Annotated in this window: 17 protein-coding genes; 1 reads left to right on the top strand and 16 read right to left on the bottom strand. The window is 33.8% G+C overall.

Annotated features, from left to right (window positions below):
* Positions 1-322 precede the first annotated feature (322 nt).
* The 12 genes from KA858_RS03700 to KA858_RS03645 all read right to left on the bottom strand — a co-directional run bounded on the left by KA858_RS03700 (position 323) and on the right by KA858_RS03645 (position 14,982).
* The gene (locus KA858_RS03700) at positions 323-823 is read right to left on the bottom strand and encodes a hypothetical protein (RefSeq protein WP_053030666.1); all 501 of its coding nucleotides are present in this window, start codon (positions 821-823) and stop codon (positions 323-325) included.
* A gap of 145 nt (positions 824-968) precedes the next feature.
* Positions 969-1,349: a dihydroxyacetone kinase phosphoryl donor subunit DhaM gene (dhaM, locus tag KA858_RS03695; protein ID WP_107629607.1), complete on the bottom strand. Its 381-nt coding sequence runs from the start codon at positions 1,347-1,349 to the stop codon at positions 969-971.
* The gene (gene dhaL, locus KA858_RS03690) at positions 1,346-1,927 is read right to left on the bottom strand and encodes a dihydroxyacetone kinase subunit DhaL (RefSeq protein WP_210135032.1); all 582 of its coding nucleotides are present in this window, start codon (positions 1,925-1,927) and stop codon (positions 1,346-1,348) included. Before dhaL ends, dhaM begins: the two co-directional genes overlap by 4 nt.
* A gap of 32 nt (positions 1,928-1,959) precedes the next feature.
* Positions 1,960-2,922 (bottom strand): dihydroxyacetone kinase subunit DhaK, encoded by a 963-nt coding sequence (gene dhaK, locus KA858_RS03685; RefSeq protein ID WP_210135031.1) that lies wholly within the window; start codon positions 2,920-2,922, stop codon positions 1,960-1,962.
* 235 nt (positions 2,923-3,157) lie between these two features.
* Positions 3,158-4,174 (bottom strand): FecCD family ABC transporter permease, encoded by a 1,017-nt coding sequence (locus KA858_RS03680; RefSeq protein ID WP_210135030.1) that lies wholly within the window; start codon positions 4,172-4,174, stop codon positions 3,158-3,160.
* A complete protein-coding gene (locus KA858_RS03675) occupies positions 4,171-5,130 on the bottom strand; it encodes a FecCD family ABC transporter permease (RefSeq protein ID WP_371106752.1) in 960 nt (319 codons plus the stop codon). The genes KA858_RS03680 and KA858_RS03675 overlap by 4 nt, the downstream gene beginning before the upstream one ends.
* Positions 5,131-5,207: 77 nt before the next feature.
* Positions 5,208-6,005, bottom strand: a complete 798-nt coding sequence (locus tag KA858_RS03670; protein ID WP_070854507.1) for an ABC transporter ATP-binding protein — start codon at positions 6,003-6,005, stop codon at positions 5,208-5,210.
* A gap of 215 nt (positions 6,006-6,220) precedes the next feature.
* Entirely contained in the window at positions 6,221-7,054 is an 834-nt protein-coding gene (locus tag KA858_RS03665; RefSeq protein WP_107629604.1) for a YitT family protein, read from the bottom strand.
* Positions 7,055-7,790: 736 nt separating this feature from the next.
* A complete protein-coding gene (locus KA858_RS03660) occupies positions 7,791-9,023 on the bottom strand; it encodes a NupC/NupG family nucleoside CNT transporter (protein WP_070854508.1) in 1,233 nt (410 codons plus the stop codon).
* A 370-nt stretch (positions 9,024-9,393) separates the two neighbouring features.
* Positions 9,394-11,565, bottom strand: coding sequence for a bifunctional glycosyltransferase/CDP-glycerol:glycerophosphate glycerophosphotransferase (locus KA858_RS03655; RefSeq protein ID WP_210135029.1), 2,172 nt, complete (start codon positions 11,563-11,565; stop codon positions 9,394-9,396).
* Between the two features lie 19 nt (positions 11,566-11,584).
* Entirely contained in the window at positions 11,585-13,084 is a 1,500-nt protein-coding gene (locus KA858_RS03650; protein WP_210135028.1) for a glycosyltransferase, read from the bottom strand.
* 170 nt (positions 13,085-13,254) lie between these two features.
* Entirely contained in the window at positions 13,255-14,982 is a 1,728-nt protein-coding gene (locus KA858_RS03645; protein WP_053030686.1) for an ABC transporter ATP-binding protein, read from the bottom strand.
* Positions 14,983-15,122: 140 nt separating this feature from the next.
* On the opposite strand from KA858_RS03645, the gene pbp4 reads away from it, so the two are divergent.
* A complete protein-coding gene (gene pbp4 / locus KA858_RS03640) occupies positions 15,123-16,415 on the top strand; it encodes a penicillin-binding protein PBP4 (RefSeq protein WP_016930899.1) in 1,293 nt (430 codons plus the stop codon).
* Positions 16,416-16,689: 274 nt separating this feature from the next.
* Here the strand turns inward: pbp4 and tagD are convergent, their stop codons facing one another.
* From tagD to KA858_RS03620, 4 genes are all read right to left on the bottom strand, one after another.
* Positions 16,690-17,088 (bottom strand): glycerol-3-phosphate cytidylyltransferase, encoded by a 399-nt coding sequence (gene tagD / locus KA858_RS03635; RefSeq protein ID WP_016930898.1) that lies wholly within the window; start codon positions 17,086-17,088, stop codon positions 16,690-16,692.
* A 99-nt stretch (positions 17,089-17,187) separates the two neighbouring features.
* Positions 17,188-18,252 carry a glycosyltransferase family 2 protein gene (locus KA858_RS03630; RefSeq protein WP_210135027.1) on the bottom strand — a complete coding sequence of 355 codons (1,065 nt, stop codon included), beginning with the start codon at positions 18,250-18,252 and terminating at the stop codon, positions 17,188-17,190.
* Positions 18,249-19,337: a teichoic acid glycerol-phosphate primase TarB gene (gene tarB, locus KA858_RS03625; RefSeq protein WP_107629600.1), complete on the bottom strand. Its 1,089-nt coding sequence runs from the start codon at positions 19,335-19,337 to the stop codon at positions 18,249-18,251. The genes KA858_RS03630 and tarB overlap by 4 nt, the downstream gene beginning before the upstream one ends.
* A gap of 110 nt (positions 19,338-19,447) precedes the next feature.
* Positions 19,448-20,260 (bottom strand): ABC transporter permease, encoded by an 813-nt coding sequence (locus tag KA858_RS03620; protein WP_053030693.1) that lies wholly within the window; start codon positions 20,258-20,260, stop codon positions 19,448-19,450.
* Positions 20,261-20,565 lie beyond the last annotated feature (305 nt).

The raw sequence follows: 20,565 nt of genomic DNA, 5'->3' as shown, positions 1-20,565 counted from the left end.
TGTTGGGGCCCCGAACCCCAGCTTGCTTTGCTTGTAGAATTTCTTCATGAAATTCTCTTTGCTGGGGCCCCCACCCGCAAGGATAACTAGAACTGAGAAAAGCTTGATTTAAGCGCCTTCTCAGTTCAGTCAGCTACTGCGAATTTGCTAAATGGTATTATTATATTATTTATGTCCCAGACTCTTAATATAAGAAAAATAACAACTCAACGAGCTGAAAATAATCAGAAAAATTATAAAAAAGACAATTTCTATATTATTTCAATAGAAATTGTCTCTTTTCACTTATCCAGGAACTTTATGTCCCGGCCCTCTATCTTTCCTAATTAGAATTTCCATATTGTTGTAATTCGTTAATATCAACGACAACATTATCCATACGTTTAGCTGTTTCTTTAAGTGCATTTCTTGCAACATGATTACTTGGATCTAATTTCAAAATTTGTTTAGCTACTTTGAAAGCTTCAGAATCTGTAATAACAGGCTCTGGAATTGCGTGTAATAACAACATTTGCAATAGACTCTTAATTTCTTTACCATTTGTTAATTGGATGGATGCTTGCGCATGGTAGTACGCAGAATCTAATGCACCCTCTATTTCACTTAACGGATACACAAGTAATAGAAATGCTAAATCATGCAACTCAGACGTTTCTTCAAATTTAATCATATATAAAATACAAGTATAAAACATCATGCTTTCATGTTCATGTGCACATGAAATGTAGGCTTCTTCAAAATCTAGAAAGTCTGCTTTGGCCATTATCTGTCTAACTTGTTCAAATTCTCCACTTAAAACGTTTTCCTTGATGCTGTTTTGCATGACCTTGCCCACCTACTCTTTCGCTTTACTATAATAACCTATTTTATCACAATCATTTGTCATTTTCATTTTATAAATTACTTAATTATAAAATTTATTTTGCGCATTTCAATGATTATTATATTACCGCTGATTAACCTACATTTTAGTCAAATGCATTTGCTTTAAATGACGTTTGTGCAACTTCTTGTATCGCTTCATCAGTAGTTCCACCAACTGACAATTTAACTGCTGCAGTGAAACTGCCTTCTACAATTGGTGCATCCATTTTCTTAATATGATGTGGTCCATCGTACATTTCAATCGCTAAATCGATATTCATTTCAGATGATCCTAAATCATAGAAACATAGTGCATCATCTTCTAGGTCATTGATAATATTTTGAATGTCATCAAATGAGGTACCTATACCGCCATCGACACCACCGTATGCGATAATATTTACATCCTTGGCCATCTGATTAAGTAAAGATTTAGTGCCTTTCGCAATATCTGCACTATGGCTAATAATTATGATTGATGTCATTTGATATCATCTCCAATCAAAGCGCTTAAGATATACACCATACTTTGAGCACCGGGGTCAACATAACCTATTGAATCTTTTTTAAAGTATGCTGCACGTCCTTTTGTAGCTTCAATAGCTTTCGTATCAGTCGCAAATTGTTGTAGTACTTCAAATGTTAATGTTTCTTCATTCTCTAAAGCTTCACGTGCACGATCTACAACATCAAACATAGTTTTTTCATTACGTTGCACTTTACCTCTTTGCGCAATCGCATTTGCAAATTCAGTAACGACAGCTTTTAAATTATCATTGTCAATATCATCTTTAACGACATTAGACATTTTAACAAAGCTAAATCCGTATAATGGACCAGATGCACCGCCAATATTTGACATTAATGCCATACCTGTTGTTTTAAACAGCGATGCCATACTACTATCATCTAGCTTATCTTTCAAACTTTTGAAGCCACGTAACATATTAACACCATGATCACCGTCACCAATTGCTCTATCCAAATCTGTTAATACTGTTTCTTTTTCTGAAAAAGTTGTCTCCAAATCTAACAAACGTTGTTTCATTTCTTTAATATCCATTTTTATCACCTCAGTTGAAAGTAGTGTTTCTGTTAAAAGTAACGTGACGCTGTAGGCGCTTGTAAGGCTTTTAATAGCGCTTCATCGCTAGGTAATAGAGTAATTGAGAAACCTTGCATATCTAGTGAAGTCATGTAGTCACCAACAAACCAATGTGCGACTTCTCGATTCTGTTCCTCTAAATAACGTGCACTAAATTTAGTCACGATATTCAATTCAGATAATGGTGTACCTCCCATGCCATTAATCATAACGATTAATGATTGCGCTTGGCTTTCTTTGAGTAATCGACCCAATAATCGTTCAACTATGCAATCTATTTCTTCATATTGAATGCGTTCAATGCCTTTTTCGCCATGAATACCTATGCCAATTTCAATATCATTGTCATCAATATCGAAGCCATATTGTCCTGTCGTCGGAACCATTGGTGGCGTAAGCGCCATACCAATACTTTTAATTTGAGAAGCAACCGCTTCACCTTTCTCTTTAATGTCCTTTAATGTCAAACCTTGTTCAGCTAAATAGCCTACATATTTATGCACAAATACTGTACCGGCAACACCACGTCTTTGTGCTGCTTCAGATACTGAAATGTCATCTTTAACAATAATCATTTCTACTTGAATGCCTTCCATTTCAGCCATCTCTTGTGCCATTTCAAAGTTCATTACATCCCCGGCATAATTTTTCACAACTAATAGCACACCATCACCTGTATCGACAGCCTTGATTGCTTCTAATACTTTATCTGGTGTCGGTGAGGTGAAGACTTCCCCGCACACTGCTGCATCAAGCATTCCTTGTGCAACATACCCTGCATGAGCGGGTTCATGGCCACTACCGCCACCTGAAACAATCGCCACACCTTGAGATTTCTTATGACGTCGTACGACAATCGTTTCTGCGATGATGTCGATATCATCATTTGCTATTACTAAACCATCCAACATGTCTTTTAAAAAGTGCTCTTTTTGTTTAATTAGCTTTTTCATATGCAATTTCCTCCCTTGGCTATCATTTCAATTATAAATCAAGCACAATGTATACGCTAACATTTACATGCATGTCGTTATATTTTTCATTTTTTTACAAAAAAATGGGAATGGACTAGATTTCGTCGTTATGCTAGAAAATCTATCCACTCCCGTGAGCATCACTCGTATCGATGAAAAATTTAGTATTGAACTACTTGGATACGAGATATTATATAGTGTCACTTTCGCTTTATTAAATATGTTTCGATTTATACATTAAGTAGATGAAATATGGTGCGCCGATAATAGCAACTACAATGCCAGCAGGTACGCCTGTTGGTTCGAGAATAATTTTACCAATCGTATCTGATAGAACAAGTAAGAAAGCGCCTACAACAATTGAAATTGGTAAAAAGAGTTGATGGCGTGGTCCAATAATTGATTTTGCAATATGCGGCCCCATTAAACCAATAAATGCAATCGCACCTGCAACTGCAACAGCAATTGATGATAATACAACCGCAATAAAGAATAGAACGATACGCTCGCGTTCAATCTTCACGCCAAGCCCTTTGGCAATATGCTCATGTGTATGAATTAAATTAAGCACATTAGATTTGTATAACAGAAATGGAATGATGATAATAAGCCATGGAATCGTTGCAATCACAAATGTCCAATCATCGCCCCAAATATTACCAGCAAACCAAGTCGCTATAAATTCTGACTGATCTTCGTTAAATTTTGACATAAGTGTAATAGAACCACCATATAAAGCTGTCTGCATCCCTACACCAATTAACACCATACTTGAAGGTGTAATGCCATCTCTTTGATTCACACTAAATAAAAAGATAATAATAGCAGTTGCTACGCCACCAACAATACTTATTAGCGGTAATACATATACAAAATTATCTGGATTAATATGGCCAATTGAAATAAATAAAGCAATAGCAAAACCACCGCCAGCATTAATACCTAAAATACCTGGTTCGGCAATTGGATTCTTAGTGACACTTTGAATAATAGCACCACTTAAGCTAAGCGCTGCGCCTGCTAAAATCGTAATTAACATTCTAGGAAATCTAAATTCCATTAAAATTAATTGATCATAATATTCACCTTGACCAATAAGCGTCTTTAAAAATCGATCTACGGGTATCTTATACTCTCCAGAAGACACACTCCATGTACATGCTGCTAATAATAGTATTGAAAAGATCATTAACGTAATGATTTGTTTACGTCTTAATTTTGGATGTATCATATTGTGCGTCCCCCTCTTTTAACTAAATATAAGAAGTAAGGTACGCCAATAAACGAAATAATAGCGCCCACTGGTGCTTCACCTAACATGCGTGCAATGGTATCGGCTAATATCATGAGCAAACCGCCTGACAACGCAGTTAATGGTAATACCTTGGCGTAATCAGTACCCACTAAAAATCTAACAATATGAGGTACCATTAATCCGACAAAGGCAATTTGTCCTACCATCGACACGGCAACACCAGCTAAAATCATCGTTAAGAATAGACTCACACCACGAATCATCGTGATATTCTGTCCTAATCCTTTCGCAAGGGTTTCACCTAAATTTAAAATCGTTAGTTGTTTACTCATTGCTATAATGATTATGATAGCAATAATAATTACTGGGCCACTCCACATAAGTTGCTTCCAAGTCGTACCTGAAACACCACCGGCAGTCCAGAATGTTAGTGTTTGGTTTAGTTTAAATGTTAACGCAATACCCTGACTTAAAGCCGTTAATAATGCACTTACAGCAGCACCGGCTAAAATAATTCTCATAGGGTTGAACCCATCTCGTCTAGATCGCCCTATCGTTAAGACGATAAAGCCACCTAGCATTGCGCCTAAAAACCCTGCAAACATAAGCATTAAAAATGGCGCCGCGGGATAAATGGCAAACGTTAATGCCAACGCAAATGAAGCACCTGAATTCAAACCAATTAGACTCGGATCAGCGAGCCCATTTTTTGTTACACCTTGAATCACAGCGCCTGCAACTGACAGTGCCATACCTACTAATACCGCACCTAAATCACGCGGTATACGTATCTCACTAATAATGTTATGTTGTTGGTTTTTAGGATTATAATGAAAAATAGCATCCATAATAGTTGAAAAACTAATTTTTGCTTCGCCTATCAAGATAGATACGAGCAATGCGCCTATTAACAACACAAAGACTAAAATCATATAGCCAATAAAACCGATGTTTACTTTCTTATCTTTCTCCATCATGATAAATTCCCTTTTCTTAGTTTATCTATATATTATGAATAATTACGTTGGAATAAGTCATATGTGACTAATAATGGTTTCCCTGTACGTGGGTCTGTACTAAGCACGACATCAATATTGAATACTTGTTCTAGAATATCTTTCGTTAGCACGTCTTCCGTAGGGCCACAAGCAATGATATCACCTTTCTTCATTGCAATAAGATGATCAGAAAAACGAATAGCTTGATTAATGTCATGTAAGACCATGACGATTGTGCAACCTTGTTCTTTATTTAATTGTTGTACTAATTCTAATATTTCTAATTGATGTGAGATATCTAAATATGTCGTAGGCTCATCTAAGAAAATGATGTCTGTTTTTTGAGCAAGTGCCATCGCAATCCAAACACGTTGGCGTTGACCACCACTTAAATCATTAATAGAGCGATGTCTAAATTCAGAAGTTCCAGTAACAGTCAAAGCCCAATCAATTTCTTTCTTATCTTCAGCAGATAGTCGTCCAAATCCTTTTTGATGTGGGAAACGACCATAAGATACAAGTTCTCCAACTGTAAGGCCATCTGCTACTTCAGGTGTTTGTGGTAATATCGCAATTTTTTTAGCAATCTCTTTTGTAGACTGTGTATGAATATTTTCACCATCTAATTGAATGTCACCATTTTTTATTGTTAGTAAGCGCGATAACGCTTTTAATAATGTAGATTTACCGCAACCATTAGGACCAATAATTGACGTAACTTTGCCATCCGGTATTTCTACATCTAAATTGTTAATAATCGTATGATCCCCATAACCTATTTCCACTTGTTGTGCTTTTAAACGATTCATGCTTTCCCTACTTTCATAATAAATAGCTTTGGATATGATTGAAATAGTCAATTGATAATAATTATCATAGTCAATAGATGTATTATAACATCTTTGCAAACAACTGACTATTTGTAATTAATGCACAAAAGGTTAGGCATTTTATTGATTGGCAGAGCCATTTAACCTTTACCAATCAATGAAAACACCTAACCTCATCCATTTATTATTATCAATTATTCATCAATTAAAAATCCATTGCCATATACATCTCTCACGTCATGGACAACTAAAAAGGCATGATTATCAATCTTACGTATAATTTTCTTTGCTTTAGATACTTGTGTTTTCGCAACAACAACATAAAGGACGTCTTTTTCTTCACGACTATAATAGCCTCTCCCATCTAAGATGGTAAGGCCACGCCCTACTTGTTCATCTATTGCCTTCGCTACTTGGTCTGGCTTACTTGAAATAATTGTCATTGCTTTTTTAGTATTTAAACCTTCAATCACATATTCCATCACTTTTGTACCTATATACAGTGAAATAACTGTGACTAATGCCATTTGTAAAGGTAGTACCGTTAACGATATAAGTACAACAATTAAATCGAAAAATAACAAGGCATATGCCGTACTGACATCTAAATATTTATTAGCAATTTGGGCTAGTATCGTTGTTCCTGCAGTGGTACCACCGGCGAGAACTATAATACCAATACCTAATCCAACACAAGAGCCACCAAAAACGGCATTAATGATGACATTTCCTGTTTCAACATGCCACTGCTCAGTTAAACTCAAGAAAACGGAGATCAATACGGTTGCTATTATAGTCAATACCATACTTTTTTTACTTAAAAATTTATATCCAACTATGATGAGTAATGCATTAGCTACAAAGTTTGTAATGGCTGGAGAAATGTGAAACGCATAATATAGAACAATGGCTATACCTGTTACCCCACCTTCTCCTAAATTACCTGAGATAATGAACGCATTTACCCCAGCTGAAAATATGAAAGAGCCTAGTATGACCAAAAGTAAATCTTTAATATTTTTATTCACATATACCAACCCCTTTAATTGTAATATCACTAAAAATGTTAGCACATTCACTAGCAAAGCTACAATATTCATTTTGAAAAGGGATTAAAAGCATGAATGTTTAACCATATCATTGTTTTGTCTCTCGTTTGAATCCTCATTATAAATAAAGAGACTCATAAATAAATATAAATTTTCTGAATTTTTTGTTTACTTTGGCGATTCCTTTTGCTATAATGTGTATAACTTCTTAATAAGAGAAGTTATCTCCTTTGTGTTGTTTATAGTAACAAAACAAATTTTGCTCGAAGTACTGTGACAGTACCTAGTCCTTACCGTTACAAGTACATTAATATTCATTTCCCATAAAAACCAAGTATATAGAGTGTCTCCTCACTCTACATACTTGGTTTTTATCATTTATATTCACTTAATCTTAAAATTATCAATCATTATACTGTCGATAGCTTGTCTGTCTCACCCAAAAACTAAAAAACTGAGAAAAGAGGCTGGGACTTAAATAATATAATGAAGCTATTTTGCAAATTCGCAGTAGCTGACTGAACTGAGAAGGCGCTTAAATCAAGCTTTTCTCAGTTCTAGTCACCCTTGCGGGGGTGGGACGACGAATTCAAAAAGAATTCTGTCCCACTCCCATCTTCTCAGTTCATTTAGCTACTGTGCATAAATAACATCACGTATATAAATCATACGTATCTTAAATTTCATTAATTGGATAAGTATAAATGATATCTTCTTACCAAGCGAATAATCCAACAAACGCTGCAGTAAGTAATGACACTAATATACCTGCTAATAACATCATTGGTACATATTTAGATACAAAATCTGATGTTTTTTTATCAACAATCCCTTTTAACGTTCCTACAATCATGCCAATCGTTGAGAAGTTGGCAAATGAAACTAAGAATGTTGAAATGACTGCTCTTCTATGTGGACTATATGAATCTACTACTTTACTAATTTCACCCATAACTACAAATTCATTCGTAACAATTTTCTTAGCCATTTGTTGCGCGACGATCCATGCTTCTCCCCATGGTAAACCAAGTAAAAGTGCAAATGGATACATAAATAAACCTAAAATTTGATTCAAGCCGAAACTGCCTTTTACACCAATCCATCCACCAACAAGACCTGTAATCAGATTTATAAAGCGATCAATTAAATCTGCTAAAGCAACAAAGCTAATAACGAAAGCAATAATGATTAATACCAGTTTACCCGCATTCAATACAGAATCACCTAGGAATGAGAAGAATGGTTGACGTTCAACTGCTTCATCATTCTTAATGCTATAAATGATATCTTCTTGCTCTTCAACACTTACTGGATTCAAGATTGAAGAAACAATAATCGCATTGATAATATTTAAAGGTATTGCAGTTAATACAAGTTCACCAGGTATCATTTGTACATATGCCCCAACAATGGCACCAGAGATGGAACTCATTGACATCATAGCTACAGTTAATACACGCATTTCATTCATGCGTTTAAGTTGTTCATTAGATACAGCTAACGCTTCAGTATTACCTAAGAACATCATTTCAATACCGAAGAATGATTCAAATTTAGGTTGACGTGTAACCTTAGCAAGTACCCAACCAATACCACCTATAACTTTAGGTAGAATGTTGAAATACATTAAAACGTCAAACAATGGTACAACAAGTAGAATTGGGAATAGCGCACTAATCGCCATATCCATTTGTTTACCGCTAGTAAAGCTGCTAAATGCAAACCCTGTTCCAGTGTGTGCGGATTGAATTACCCATGCAATTGCTGAAGCTAATCCTTCTACAATCGTTCTCCCAATTTGGAAATAAACAAAGAACCATGCTAAAAACAAGTTTAAAACAACAAGAATTAAAATAGATTTCCATTGGATATTTTTGCGATCTCTTGAAAATAATACTGCAATTCCCAAAAATGCAAGTAACCCAATGATGTTAATCACTAAAAACATATGGCACCTACCTGACTAAATTTTTATGACGTGATGTCATGGCATGTTTATATAACAGAACCGTACTTTAAACTCTAATTAACCCCAAAAGTTCCGTTAATAATATATTTCTCATTATACCATGAGGTAATGTTCGAGAAAATATAGATTCGTCAAATTAACATAATTGAAAAAGAGCGAGACAGACTTCGTTTTGAAATCATCACGCTCTCTACTTGCTTTACTTATCATTGTTCATGTTGACCATCTACTTGCTATAACCCTAGATTTGATTTTAGAAAAGCTTAGTATACATGTCTTTTAAATTCAGGTAGTGATTTTGCAATACAGCATCACACTATGGTTGGTTACAGGTGCTTTTTACATTCGTTTAATCATGGTTCTTTTCAATATCATGATAAATATAATCACCAATGTACTGAGACGCTTTTCCGTTCTCTATTGAGCAGAAATCATTATAAAATGCTTCGATTTTATCTTTATATTTTATTTTATGTTGTTCAATTTGTTTTAATTCTTTAGCCAATTTAAATTCATCTGTAATGATTTCACCAGGTAGATCATTCATATAATCCATGTAGAAACCACGTAGTCCTTTATCATATTTTTCTATATCATAGGCAAAGAAAAATTGTGGACGTTTTAAGATACCAAAATCAAACATAACAGATGAATAATCAGTTATTAACGCATCAGAAATGAGGTATAATTCCGAAATATCGCTATAATTTGATACATCGATTGCAAAGTCGTCAAATCCATGTAAATCTAACGCATTAGCAATAAGATAATGCATTCTTAGTAAGATGACATAGTCATCGCCAATTTCTTTTTGGAGATTTGCCAAATTAATTTTCAAATCGAATAAGTATTGGCCTTTCTTCACAAACTCATCATCTCTCCAAGTTGGTGCATACATAATGACTTTTTTATCTGCAGGTAAATTTAAATTACGCTTAATTTGTTCAATATATTCAGTATCATTTTGACGATTAACTAAAACATCATTTCTTGGGTATCCAATTTCCCAGATACGGTCTTCGTCCATCCAAAATGCAGATTTGAAAATATTTGAAGAATATCTATTAGGTGATACCAAATGATCCCAACGTGATGCTTCGGCATAGAAATTCTTCTTATAGTTTGCAGTAGTTGTGCCAGGCATTCTAACCACTTTCATATCGTTAGCTAAACGTTTTAATGGTGTTCCATGCCAATTCTGAATATACATTTGATTCTCTTTTTTATTTAAATATAGTGGCAATCTAGCATTTGTCACCCAATATTTTGCTTTAGCATAGGCATCATAATACGCTTTTGATCCTTTTTTAACTTTAGTTGCATTGCCTGGAACAATGTTATTTTCAGGCTTAGAAAAGACCCATATATAATTTAAATGTGGATAATGTGTCTGCATGTATTCATAGATATACTTAGGACTATCGCTGTAGTTTTTACCGCCGAACGCTTCAAATACAATGGTATTTGGATCGACCATAGCCTCATTATCACTGAGTTGATATTTTGAACGTTCTTTCATTTTGCTATTTAACAAAATATTTTTAACTAAGCGTGTTTTATTACGCAAATCATTAACATATTTAGCATTTTCAATATTATCCATAGATAAGAATAATATTTCTAAATTGTATAATATCTTTCCATCTTTAAAGATGTCCCATTTGATTGCTTTAACAATCTTAATCAATACATCTTCAAGTGTTACATATCGAGATTTTATATCTCTAAGGGCTGGATCGAAGCCGCTTTTAATTTCATTTTTCATTCTGTTGATCAAGAAATGTTTGACGCGTTTATCATTAGTTCGTTGCATTGCATCAAAGAAACTATTAACGTGATCTTCAAATTTATTTGTAAAGTCTTGATCACTTAAGGTATTACCATAAAACGGATCATAGACTTCGCCACGATAATAGAATGGGAAATTGGTAATTCTAACGAAACGCTCTGCATATTTTAAATATTCCAACACAAATGATGTATCTGCATATATACTTAATGACTCATTAAATTGAATTTGGTGTGCTTTAATGATGGCATTTTTAAACAGAATATTACATGCTGATTCTTTTCTCAAAATTGAATTCGGACTTTTTTGATGCGTATCATATTGCATACGCACTCTGTCTTTATCTACATATTGTGGACGTTGACTTCTAAATTTATGAATAGGTGCAATCAGTGTATCTAAACCATTTACGTGTTGTAGGTAAAAATCAACAGCATAGGATGCTAATTGATCATCCGCATCTAGGAATAGTACATATTGCCCATGTGCTTGTTCTAAAGCTACATTACGTGCATGTGCGTGACCAGTATTTTCTTGTAACTGAATGAAGTGAACGTCTTTGTCATATGTCTTTAACGTTTCTTGTAGTCGTTCTGTTGAACGATCAGTTGAACCATCATCGACAATAATAACGTCGAAGTCTTGGTTTCTTTGACTTTTCAAGCTGTGAATACACTCACTAATATAATCTTCATTATTAAAATACGTAATAATAATCGATAATTTATTCAATATATTTCTCTCCAATTTTCTAATTATTCATCGTATGCGTCACGTCATTGATGAGGGATTGGTAGTTAATTAATGCTTGTTCCACACTAAATTTTTCACTTAATTTTACATCTTTAAAGTGGATATTTCTAGCCATTTCCATTGCATTCGCAAACCCTTCAATGTCATCTTTTTCCACAAGTATACCATTTTCGTGATTACGAATTAACTCACTTGGTCCATAGCGTACATTATACGAAATAACAGGACAACCACAATTAATACTTTCCATAATGGATAACCCAAAGCCCTCATATCGACTTGTTAGAAGGGAAGCAATTGCCTTTGGAAATACTTCTTTAGGCGTATTCGTGTGCCCTTTAAAAATAACTTTATCTTCAAGTTGAAGCGTTCTAACTAGTTGTTTGAGCTTGTTTAAATTACCTTCTTTATCATCGCCATACACTAGAAGTTTAGATGAATATCCTTTTTTCAAATACATATCGAATGCTTTGATAATATGATCAATCTGCTTTTCTGAAGCTAATCTACCAATAAAACAAAATTGATCTTCAACAGCATCTCGATGATTTGATTGCGCTATGTCTAGAAAATGAGGTATCACCTCTATTTTATTATCATCTATATCGAATTGCGATTGAATATCACGTTTTTGGTAATCGGTTAAAACAACATATTTGTCAATCTTTTCATGATTATCAAGCGCAAGCTTATACGAATGACGAACGTTATGATCTTGTAAATGGTTACTATGAAACATTAATATACGCTTAATATCATTTTCACACTCAATCAATGGTCTGTCGAGTAAGCGTGCATCATTGAATACGATACTTCCATCTGCTAAAACATGATTGTAATAATACGTAAATAAAGCTTTTTCTTTTTTGAAGATGCGCGTTTCACCTTGCTTAGTGAAATGTTGTATATCAATCAATTGATTCTTTTGATCGTTCATAAAATGTTTCTTTAAATACATGTTCCCCTTTTTATCGTAATATTCTTCTGATGTTTTGATAGCTGTTACGTCGTCAAAATAATCAATTTTATGCAGTCTACCGTTCAAAGTAAATGATTTGCGTTTAGCTATCTTTTGCGTATTGGGATTTATTGTATCTTCAAACTTGATCACCTGTCTGTCCGGATAATATCTACGAAACAATACGTATGTCTGATCTTTATAATACTTTACGCTATCTCCTTCTTGAACAGCTTCCAATCCGCGTATCTTAACCTTCGTTTGGATGGGTAACTTTCGAAATAATTTAGGTTCAACAGGCTCCTCTAATAATTTATAATTCGCCAACCAGTCATATATATTTTCAATGACTGTGTTGTCAGTAATTAACTTTTTATTTCTAAAAATGCGATATACATTTTTATAATTAGCGTTATAATTCGTCGTTAAAATCGTAGATGTTTGTCCCAATTGTGTTTCTAAAAATTGTATTCTATGCAATAAAGATTTTGTTCTTCCACCATGTGTAGGCGGCAAAGTAGATGTTATTGTATATAGCATAGTCATTCTCCAATCTCATATCTTAATGGTGTAAATGTTTATATGTGGCTTAATTAGTGTCGATTATTCCACAATCGCCTTCATAACTCAAAGCATATCTATTATTTCATGGTTACTTATTTAAAAAAGTAGCTGGAACTATTATCCGTCCCAACTACACACACCGCGCATTATTCAGTTAGGTTTTGTGTTGTAACAAATTGATGATATTTGTCATGGTTACGCATTAATTCAATATGCGTACCTTCTCCTGTCACTTTTCCTTGATCTAAGAAAATGATTTTACCCGCTTTTTTAATAGTTGAAAGACGGTGGGCAATAACTATCGTTGTTCTACCTTCCATGAGAATTTCTAATGCCTCTTGGATTTTTTGTTCACTCTCACTATCTAAATTTGCAGTCGCTTCGTCTAATAATAAAATATCAGGATTCTTCACGAAACTACGTGCAATATCAATACGTTGTCTTTGGCCACCCGATAATTTCAGTCCTCGTTCTCCTACTAACGTGTCATAGCCATCATCAAACTGCATGATGAAGTCATGACAATTCGCTAATTTAGCATATTTAATCAATTCTTCATCTGATACTTCTCGATTAATACCATATAGAATATTGTCACGTATCGTACCGCTCATCATAGAATTCGATTGCATGACATAACCAATCTTATTACGCCAATTTGTGATAGGTACATCATAAATACTTTGGGTGCCATACTTAATATCTCCAGATTCAATGTCATACATACGTTCAATCAGGTTGAATATTGTACTTTTACCTGAACCTGATGGCCCAACAAATGCACTGACCTCGCCTTGAGGAATACGGAAAGATACATTGCTGAGAATGGTTTTGATATCATATTTGAAATCAACATTTTCAAATGACAATTCGCCATCGTTGATTGAAATATGATCTATAGGTTGTAAATCTTCCATTGGTTCAATAGGTTCTTGCATAATTTCAAAGATCCTACTACTTGCACCCACTGCCTTTTTATAGTCTGTAACTAATGTTGAAAGATTCATTAACGGCATTGATAATTGCATCACATAAAAAATCATTGCAATGAGTGCACCCGCTGTGATAGCACCAGTTGCTATTCTTATCGCACCGAAGCCTAAGATAACTGCAATCATTAGTAACATAATTACACTTGAAATAGGTTGAATCACTGCAGTAATTTTAGCTTGTCGCAGACCCAAATTATAAATTTCACGTAAGTTACTATGCGCATTGTTTAACTCTTGTTTCTCTGTATTCGATACTTTAACTAATCGCATCTCAGTTAACACACGTCCTAATAACCCACTAAAGTTCGCAATTTCAGTTTGTGTATTCATTGATATCTTTTGCATTTTACGTCCTAGTGGAATCATTATCGCCATAAATATCGGAATAGCAATAAATGTTAATAATGTCATTTGCCAATCCATAATAAATAGCATGACGATTGACCCAATGAGCGTTATAACTGCTGGTAGTAATTGTGGCAATTTCTGTGAAATAAATTCATTAATAACCTTTGTATCGTCTGTCAAACGACTCATTAGCTGTCCGCTTTCATTCTTATCAAAAAATGGCATCTTTAATTTAATGATATGTCCCCATAATATGGAACGAATATCATAAATCATTTTTTCACCAATTTTACTTAGTAAATAAATACCTATACCACTTAATAGTGCATTGGCAATAAATATACCTGCAAATAATAGAACGATATTCCAATTAATACTACTTGTAGAGAATTTATCAACCAGCCGTCCGGTAAATAGCGGAATTAACAGACCACTAATACTCCCTAGCGAAGAAATTATGATTGCCGCGATAATTAGTCCATATGGCCACGACAAACGTTTAAATAAGAAAAATAATGGATTTTGTCCTTTCATAAATTAGCCCTCTTTTTATATTCATTTTAAAAATTTAATTATCTCATTTTCCAAGTATAAAGCTTTAGCAAAAAAATTCATATAAACATACTTATATGATAAAATATTTTAGTTGAAATTTTGAAAAAGGAAAGATAAGAATGAAACGACGCTTTACAATGATATTGGTTGCATTGTTAACCATTGCTATTATAGCACCTAAAACATATGCTTCCGAATATGAGCCAACACCTACCGAAATTGCTAGACAATATGGTTACCCAAATGTAACAGATGCCTATCAACCTGAAGGTAGTATTAATGTTAGTCAAACCGGGCAAATTTTATATGACTATCAATCTAACCAAAAATGGTACCCTGCTTCAATGACGAAGTTAATGACCATGTATTTAACACTCGAAGCCATCAATAAAGGGGAACTTTCTTTAAATGACAAAGTACATATTACGGATCAGCATTATCGTATGTCAACATTACCGGAATTAAGTAATACGAAATTATATCCTGGTGAAACTTATACCATTAGTGAGTTACTTCAAATTACAGTCTCTAACTCAAGTAATGCTGCTGCTTTAATTTTAGCTGATGAAGTTTCTGGAAATGTCAATGATTTTACAGATTTAATGAATAAGAAAGCCAAAGCGCTAGGTATGTCAAATACGCATTTCGTTAACCCAACAGGTGCCGAAAATTCACAATTAAAAGATTTTGCACCATCAAAATATAAAGATCAAGACAATTCCACTTCTACTGCAAAGGACTTCGCAATCCTAGATCACCATGTCATTAAAGAAACACCGAAAATACTACACTTCACTAAGCAACTTGCTCCAACACAACACGGTGTTACATACTATACATTTAACCATTCATTAGAAGGTGCCGATATGAGTTTGCCAGGTACTGACGGATTAAAAACAGGTTCAAGTGATGTTGCAGATTATAACCATACGATAACAACTAAACGTAAGCAATTCCGTATTAACCAAGTTATTATGGGCGCTGGAGATTACGTTAATTTAGGCGGTGAAAAACAGCGTAACATGATGGGTAATGCAATGATGAACCGTTCTTTTGATCAATATCGTTATAAAAACGTGCTTTCTAAAGGTACGCATAAAATAAACGGTAAAACATACTACGTCAAAGAAAATTTATACGATGTAGTGCCTAAAGACATGAATCAAAAAGATTACAAATTCATTATTAAAGATGGTAAGGTTCATCTTGATTATGATCGTCAATTTCTTACAAAGGACGATGGACCACCTAAAGTTGACGTAACGAAACCTTTATTACACAAAGCAAATACTATTGCTCAAACGACTTGGAAAGAACATCCAATTGTCACTTTTATAGCATTAGCGTTATTAGCTATTGCATGTATACTTATTGTACGTTCAATTATTCATTTATTATTTAAACGCAAATAGCATCAATTAAACGCACATTGTTTGAGACAATGTCTCAGACTCAAGTGATACTCAAATAGATAACATAACGAGGTTATACGACGCCTAGTGGAAATGAACTATATCTACTTTAAAAAGACGCACAGGACAGAAATTAAAATACATTCATTGTCCGTTTCTAGCATGCTTTAAGCGCGATTTCAAATCAGATAGCTACTGCCAAATGATAAAGGAGGTTGAGACATTTTATCTTGTCTCAACCTCCTTTTAATAGGATTAAATCTCATATTCTTAATTATTTAGCATCTTTGCCATATAATTCTTGTTTAATTTTAGTTGTTGAAATACCTTCCGTACGTTTTAAGTATACAACTTCACATTTGTCTTTTAAGAAGTCAAATTCGCCTTCCCAGTCATGTCCCATTACAAAGACATCTACTTCAAAACGATCTACGTCAGTTTCTTTTTGTCCCCAATCATTCTCAGGAATGACTAAGTCAACATAACGAATTGATTCCAACATCATTTTGCGTTGCTCATAATCATAATATGATTTTTTATTCTTAATTTGATTGAATTCATCTGAAGATAAAGCGACAATTAAATAATCGCCCATTTCACGCGCTCTTCTTAATAATTCAATATGACCATAATGTAATAAGTCATAAGTGCCGTAAGTAATAACTCTTCTCATATAACGCTATCTCCTTAACATAATTTTTAACATTTTTTCATAACTTTAATTTAGCATAAATAAAATTTACATACCATTAATTATATAAGACATATTACACTATCGCTTTAAAAGGCGTTTGACAGACTGTTTACTATTAAATGCAAATTTCTTAGGCATGACCTGTGCTTTGAATCGGAAATATCCAGGTCGTCCAATACCGACATCAATAAGTGTTTGACGCCACTTCTCATAAGTATCGCGCGTCCAATGCGTTGCACCTTGCTCAACAGCTTGGATAATTCTAAACAACGCATCTCCAGAGTAATTGGTATGTTGCATATCCTTAATATAATGCGTAACTTTATCAATAAAGTTAGGTGTTACTCTACTATATTTTAATAAATAAGCTTGAATAAGATAACTCACGATTAAATCATCCATTCGATAACTATAGTAGGCTTTCTCATTTGTTAAAAGGAGTATCTCCATAACCCTTTGACGTACGCGTCTGGCATCTTCAATATAGGAGATAAACGTATCACCACGCTTATCAGTGACTGAACCTTCTTGCTCATTATATCCATATATTATCAGCGGTAATAATTGTATATCACGTGCAGTTAAATAAGCACGTGTAATAAAGGTGTGTTCTTCACAAAACACAACATCTTCATCAAAGCGCAACGCACTAAATTTAGAATTGAATAGTTTTCCACCTGGCCCAATAGATTGCAAGATTTCAGGTGCTTGTGCTAATGATACTAATGCTTCACGGTTCATTTCTTCATGTGTAGGTACAATTTTCCAATCTCCATGAACGCCTCTTCCAATTTGCCCTATAACGATATCGACTTCTTGATTACGCTCATAATAATCAATCATTTTATCAAGTCTTCCCGGTAGAAACTGATCGTCTGCGTCTAAAAACATAAATGCTTCCACGTCATCAGACATTGCAGCTAATCCAAAGTTTCTACTGGCAGCTGCACCTTGATTAACTTGATTGTAAATCATGATATTTTTAACTTCTTTTTGCAATTGCGTAAGTTCATGCCTTGAATGATCTGTAGAGCCGTCATTCACACAAATAATCTCAACTTCATGCGTTGTATCAATTGATTTGATTGCCCTACGTATTGTATTTTCTGCATTATATACAGGAATTATGATAGCTATTTTCATTTTTCCACCATCTTTTCAATAAATTCTGTAACACGTTGAACGCTTGCTTCACTATTATATTTATGCCAATGTTTAAATAATGGTTCAAACAGCGCGACATCATTTTTAATTTTTACAATCAATTCTTCCTCAGTCGTTGCTTTATATTGTTGAGGAATGGCTTTATAAAATGGGTTTAAGCCACGAATTTTATCATATTTTTCTTCGTCATACACATAAAACAATGTCGGTTTATCTAGCAAACTTGCCTCAATAGGTAATGAACTATAATCGCTAATAATGATATCCGCCATAATCATCAATTCCTGAGTTGTCGCTACAGTTTGACGTTGCGAAATTGATGGATGTAGTTGATTAATCAATGTGTACTCAGGCAAAGCTTGCTCAAATCGTTCAACATCTATGTGTCTATTATTTTCTGAACCTTCACGATACGTTGGAACATAGACAACCAACGTTTTATGAATATTATAAAGTTTTTTCAAACGTTCTTGCTCGGCCTTAAGATTGAATTTTAAATAGTGGGTTAAACGAGGTAAACCAAGTGGCAACATTTGTGATTCAGTAGCACCAAATGAAGCCTTAAAGCATTCCCCCATCTCTTTTCCACCAATAAGATAATAATCTGTTGCGTGATATACACGCTGGTATTGCTTAACCATTGTGTTGTTAGTTAAATCAACTTGATGATCGGTTAAACCGAAATTTTTTAGGGCACCTGATGCATGCCACGTTTGAATAATCGTTTGTGAGTGTTTCTTAGAATAACCACCTAGCATTAAATAATACGTATCAATGACAATGACTTTTGAACGACTCAACGCTCTGATATGTTTGACGATATGTTTATTTCCTGCAGGTATAAAAGTAATATGGTTAAGATGTTCTAGCCTATATTGTTCTTCAACCTTCGCAATCACAGTTATATTGTAACCCTTACTATCTAAGTCATTAATAATTGGCATGACATCTTCAGGGAACGTCATTAGAACAGTGATACGTTGTTTGTCTACGGATTTTCCTTTAAAAATGAAGTTCAATAATGCAATCATCAACATATATACTTTTTTTATAATTAGTCGCATACGTTTACCTCTCATATTTTCAATATAAAAATTATAAATCAAAACTATCCGATGTACTGAATATACAAAATCCTTGATAAACGCTTCTACATTTATCAAGGACTTTAAAATTATAAGAAATCTGCGAAATGATCACGATATCTACGATGTAAAATTGAACCTAATACGAAGAATATTAAAATAACGATAATGTTATATAGTAATAATTTCCAATGTTCAATAAAGTACCATTCGTGGAATAATATTGCAGCACGATATGATTCTGCTAAGAAATAGACTGGATTAAATTTAATGATTTCACCAATTGTTCCACCAATACCTGAATCTTTAGGCACCCATAAAATTGGAGACATATAGAATAGAATTCTTAGCAAGGCCTGCATAATCATTTGCGTATCACGTACAATAATGCCAAGCGTCGATGTGAATAATGCAACTGACGCCGTAAAGAAGAATGTAAGTGGTACGTAAATCAATAATTGCACAATATGAATCGAAGGGTAAATACCATTAACGATACAAATGCCAATGATAATTAACAATAATCCTATATGACCATAAAATCGGCTGGTTACCGTATACGTCGGTATAATAGAGAGCGGGAAGTTCATCTTTGCTACTTGATTAAATTTCATCGCTACCGATTTCGTTCCTTCTAAAATACCTTGATTGACGAAGAACCACATACTAATCCCTACTAGCAACCAATAAATAAAAGGTATACCGTGAACAGGCTGGTTACTTCTGATTCCCATACCAAATACGAACCAATAAACCATGATTTGTAATGCTGGATTCAGTAATTCCCATGCTACGCCAAGATAGTTATTCGTATTCGTTATTTTAATTTGAAATTGTGCAAGTCTTTGCACTAAGTAAAAATTCTTGATGTGTTCTTTAAAAACAGATCCTACTGCCGACATTGAAATTAACCACGCTTTCAATTAAATATATACAATGTATTAACATATTTATTAATGATTCGGATAACTACATTATATATAACATTTTCTCAAAAGTTTAATATAATTATTACGTACGCATCATATTATTATATATTGTAAAGTAGATTACTATAAAATAAGACCATAACTATGGACTTCATTTTATAAAAAAAGTAAAATCTACTTATTGTTTACAAAAAGTTATACAAAATCTCTTATACACTTTACACTAGGTTAATAAATTTAACAACTATTGTATGATGTATTATAATCTATATAAGTAT

This window comes from Staphylococcus sp. GDX8P80P (assembly GCF_017893095.1).
Classification (GTDB): Bacteria; Bacillota; Bacilli; order Staphylococcales; family Staphylococcaceae; genus Staphylococcus; species Staphylococcus borealis.
This window is presented reverse-complemented; position numbering and strand designations above follow the sequence as displayed.

Bases quoted from the DNA above. Each gene is read 5' to 3' on its own strand.
- KA858_RS03700 (WP_053030666.1), bottom strand. From the start codon at position 823: ATGCAAAACAGCATCAAGGAAAACGTTTTAAGTGGAGAATTTGAACAA.
- dhaM (WP_107629607.1), bottom strand. From the start codon at position 1,349: ATGACATCAATCATAATTATTAGCCATAGTGCAGATATTGCGAAAGGC.
- dhaL (WP_210135032.1), bottom strand. From the start codon at position 1,927: ATGGATATTAAAGAAATGAAACAACGTTTGTTAGATTTGGAGACAACT.
- dhaK (WP_210135031.1), bottom strand. From the start codon at position 2,922: ATGAAAAAGCTAATTAAACAAAAAGAGCACTTTTTAAAAGACATGTTG.
- KA858_RS03680 (WP_210135030.1), bottom strand. From the start codon at position 4,174: ATGATACATCCAAAATTAAGACGTAAACAAATCATTACGTTAATGATC.
- KA858_RS03675 (WP_371106752.1), bottom strand. From the start codon at position 5,130: ATGATTTTAGTCTTTGTGTTGTTAATAGGCGCATTGCTCGTATCTATC.
- KA858_RS03670 (WP_070854507.1), bottom strand. From the start codon at position 6,005: ATGAATCGTTTAAAAGCACAACAAGTGGAAATAGGTTATGGGGATCAT.
- KA858_RS03660 (WP_070854508.1), bottom strand. From the start codon at position 9,023: ATGTTTTTAGTGATTAACATCATTGGGTTACTTGCATTTTTGGGAATT.
- KA858_RS03650 (WP_210135028.1), bottom strand. From the start codon at position 13,084: ATGCTATATACAATAACATCTACTTTGCCGCCTACACATGGTGGAAGA.
- KA858_RS03645 (WP_053030686.1), bottom strand. From the start codon at position 14,982: ATGAAAGGACAAAATCCATTATTTTTCTTATTTAAACGTTTGTCGTGG.
- pbp4 (WP_016930899.1), top strand. From the start codon at position 15,123: ATGAAACGACGCTTTACAATGATATTGGTTGCATTGTTAACCATTGCT.
- tagD (WP_016930898.1), bottom strand. From the start codon at position 17,088: ATGAGAAGAGTTATTACTTACGGCACTTATGACTTATTACATTATGGT.
- KA858_RS03630 (WP_210135027.1), bottom strand. From the start codon at position 18,252: ATGAAAATAGCTATCATAATTCCTGTATATAATGCAGAAAATACAATA.
- tarB (WP_107629600.1), bottom strand. From the start codon at position 19,337: ATGCGACTAATTATAAAAAAAGTATATATGTTGATGATTGCATTATTG.
- KA858_RS03620 (WP_053030693.1), bottom strand. From the start codon at position 20,260: ATGTCGGCAGTAGGATCTGTTTTTAAAGAACACATCAAGAATTTTTAC.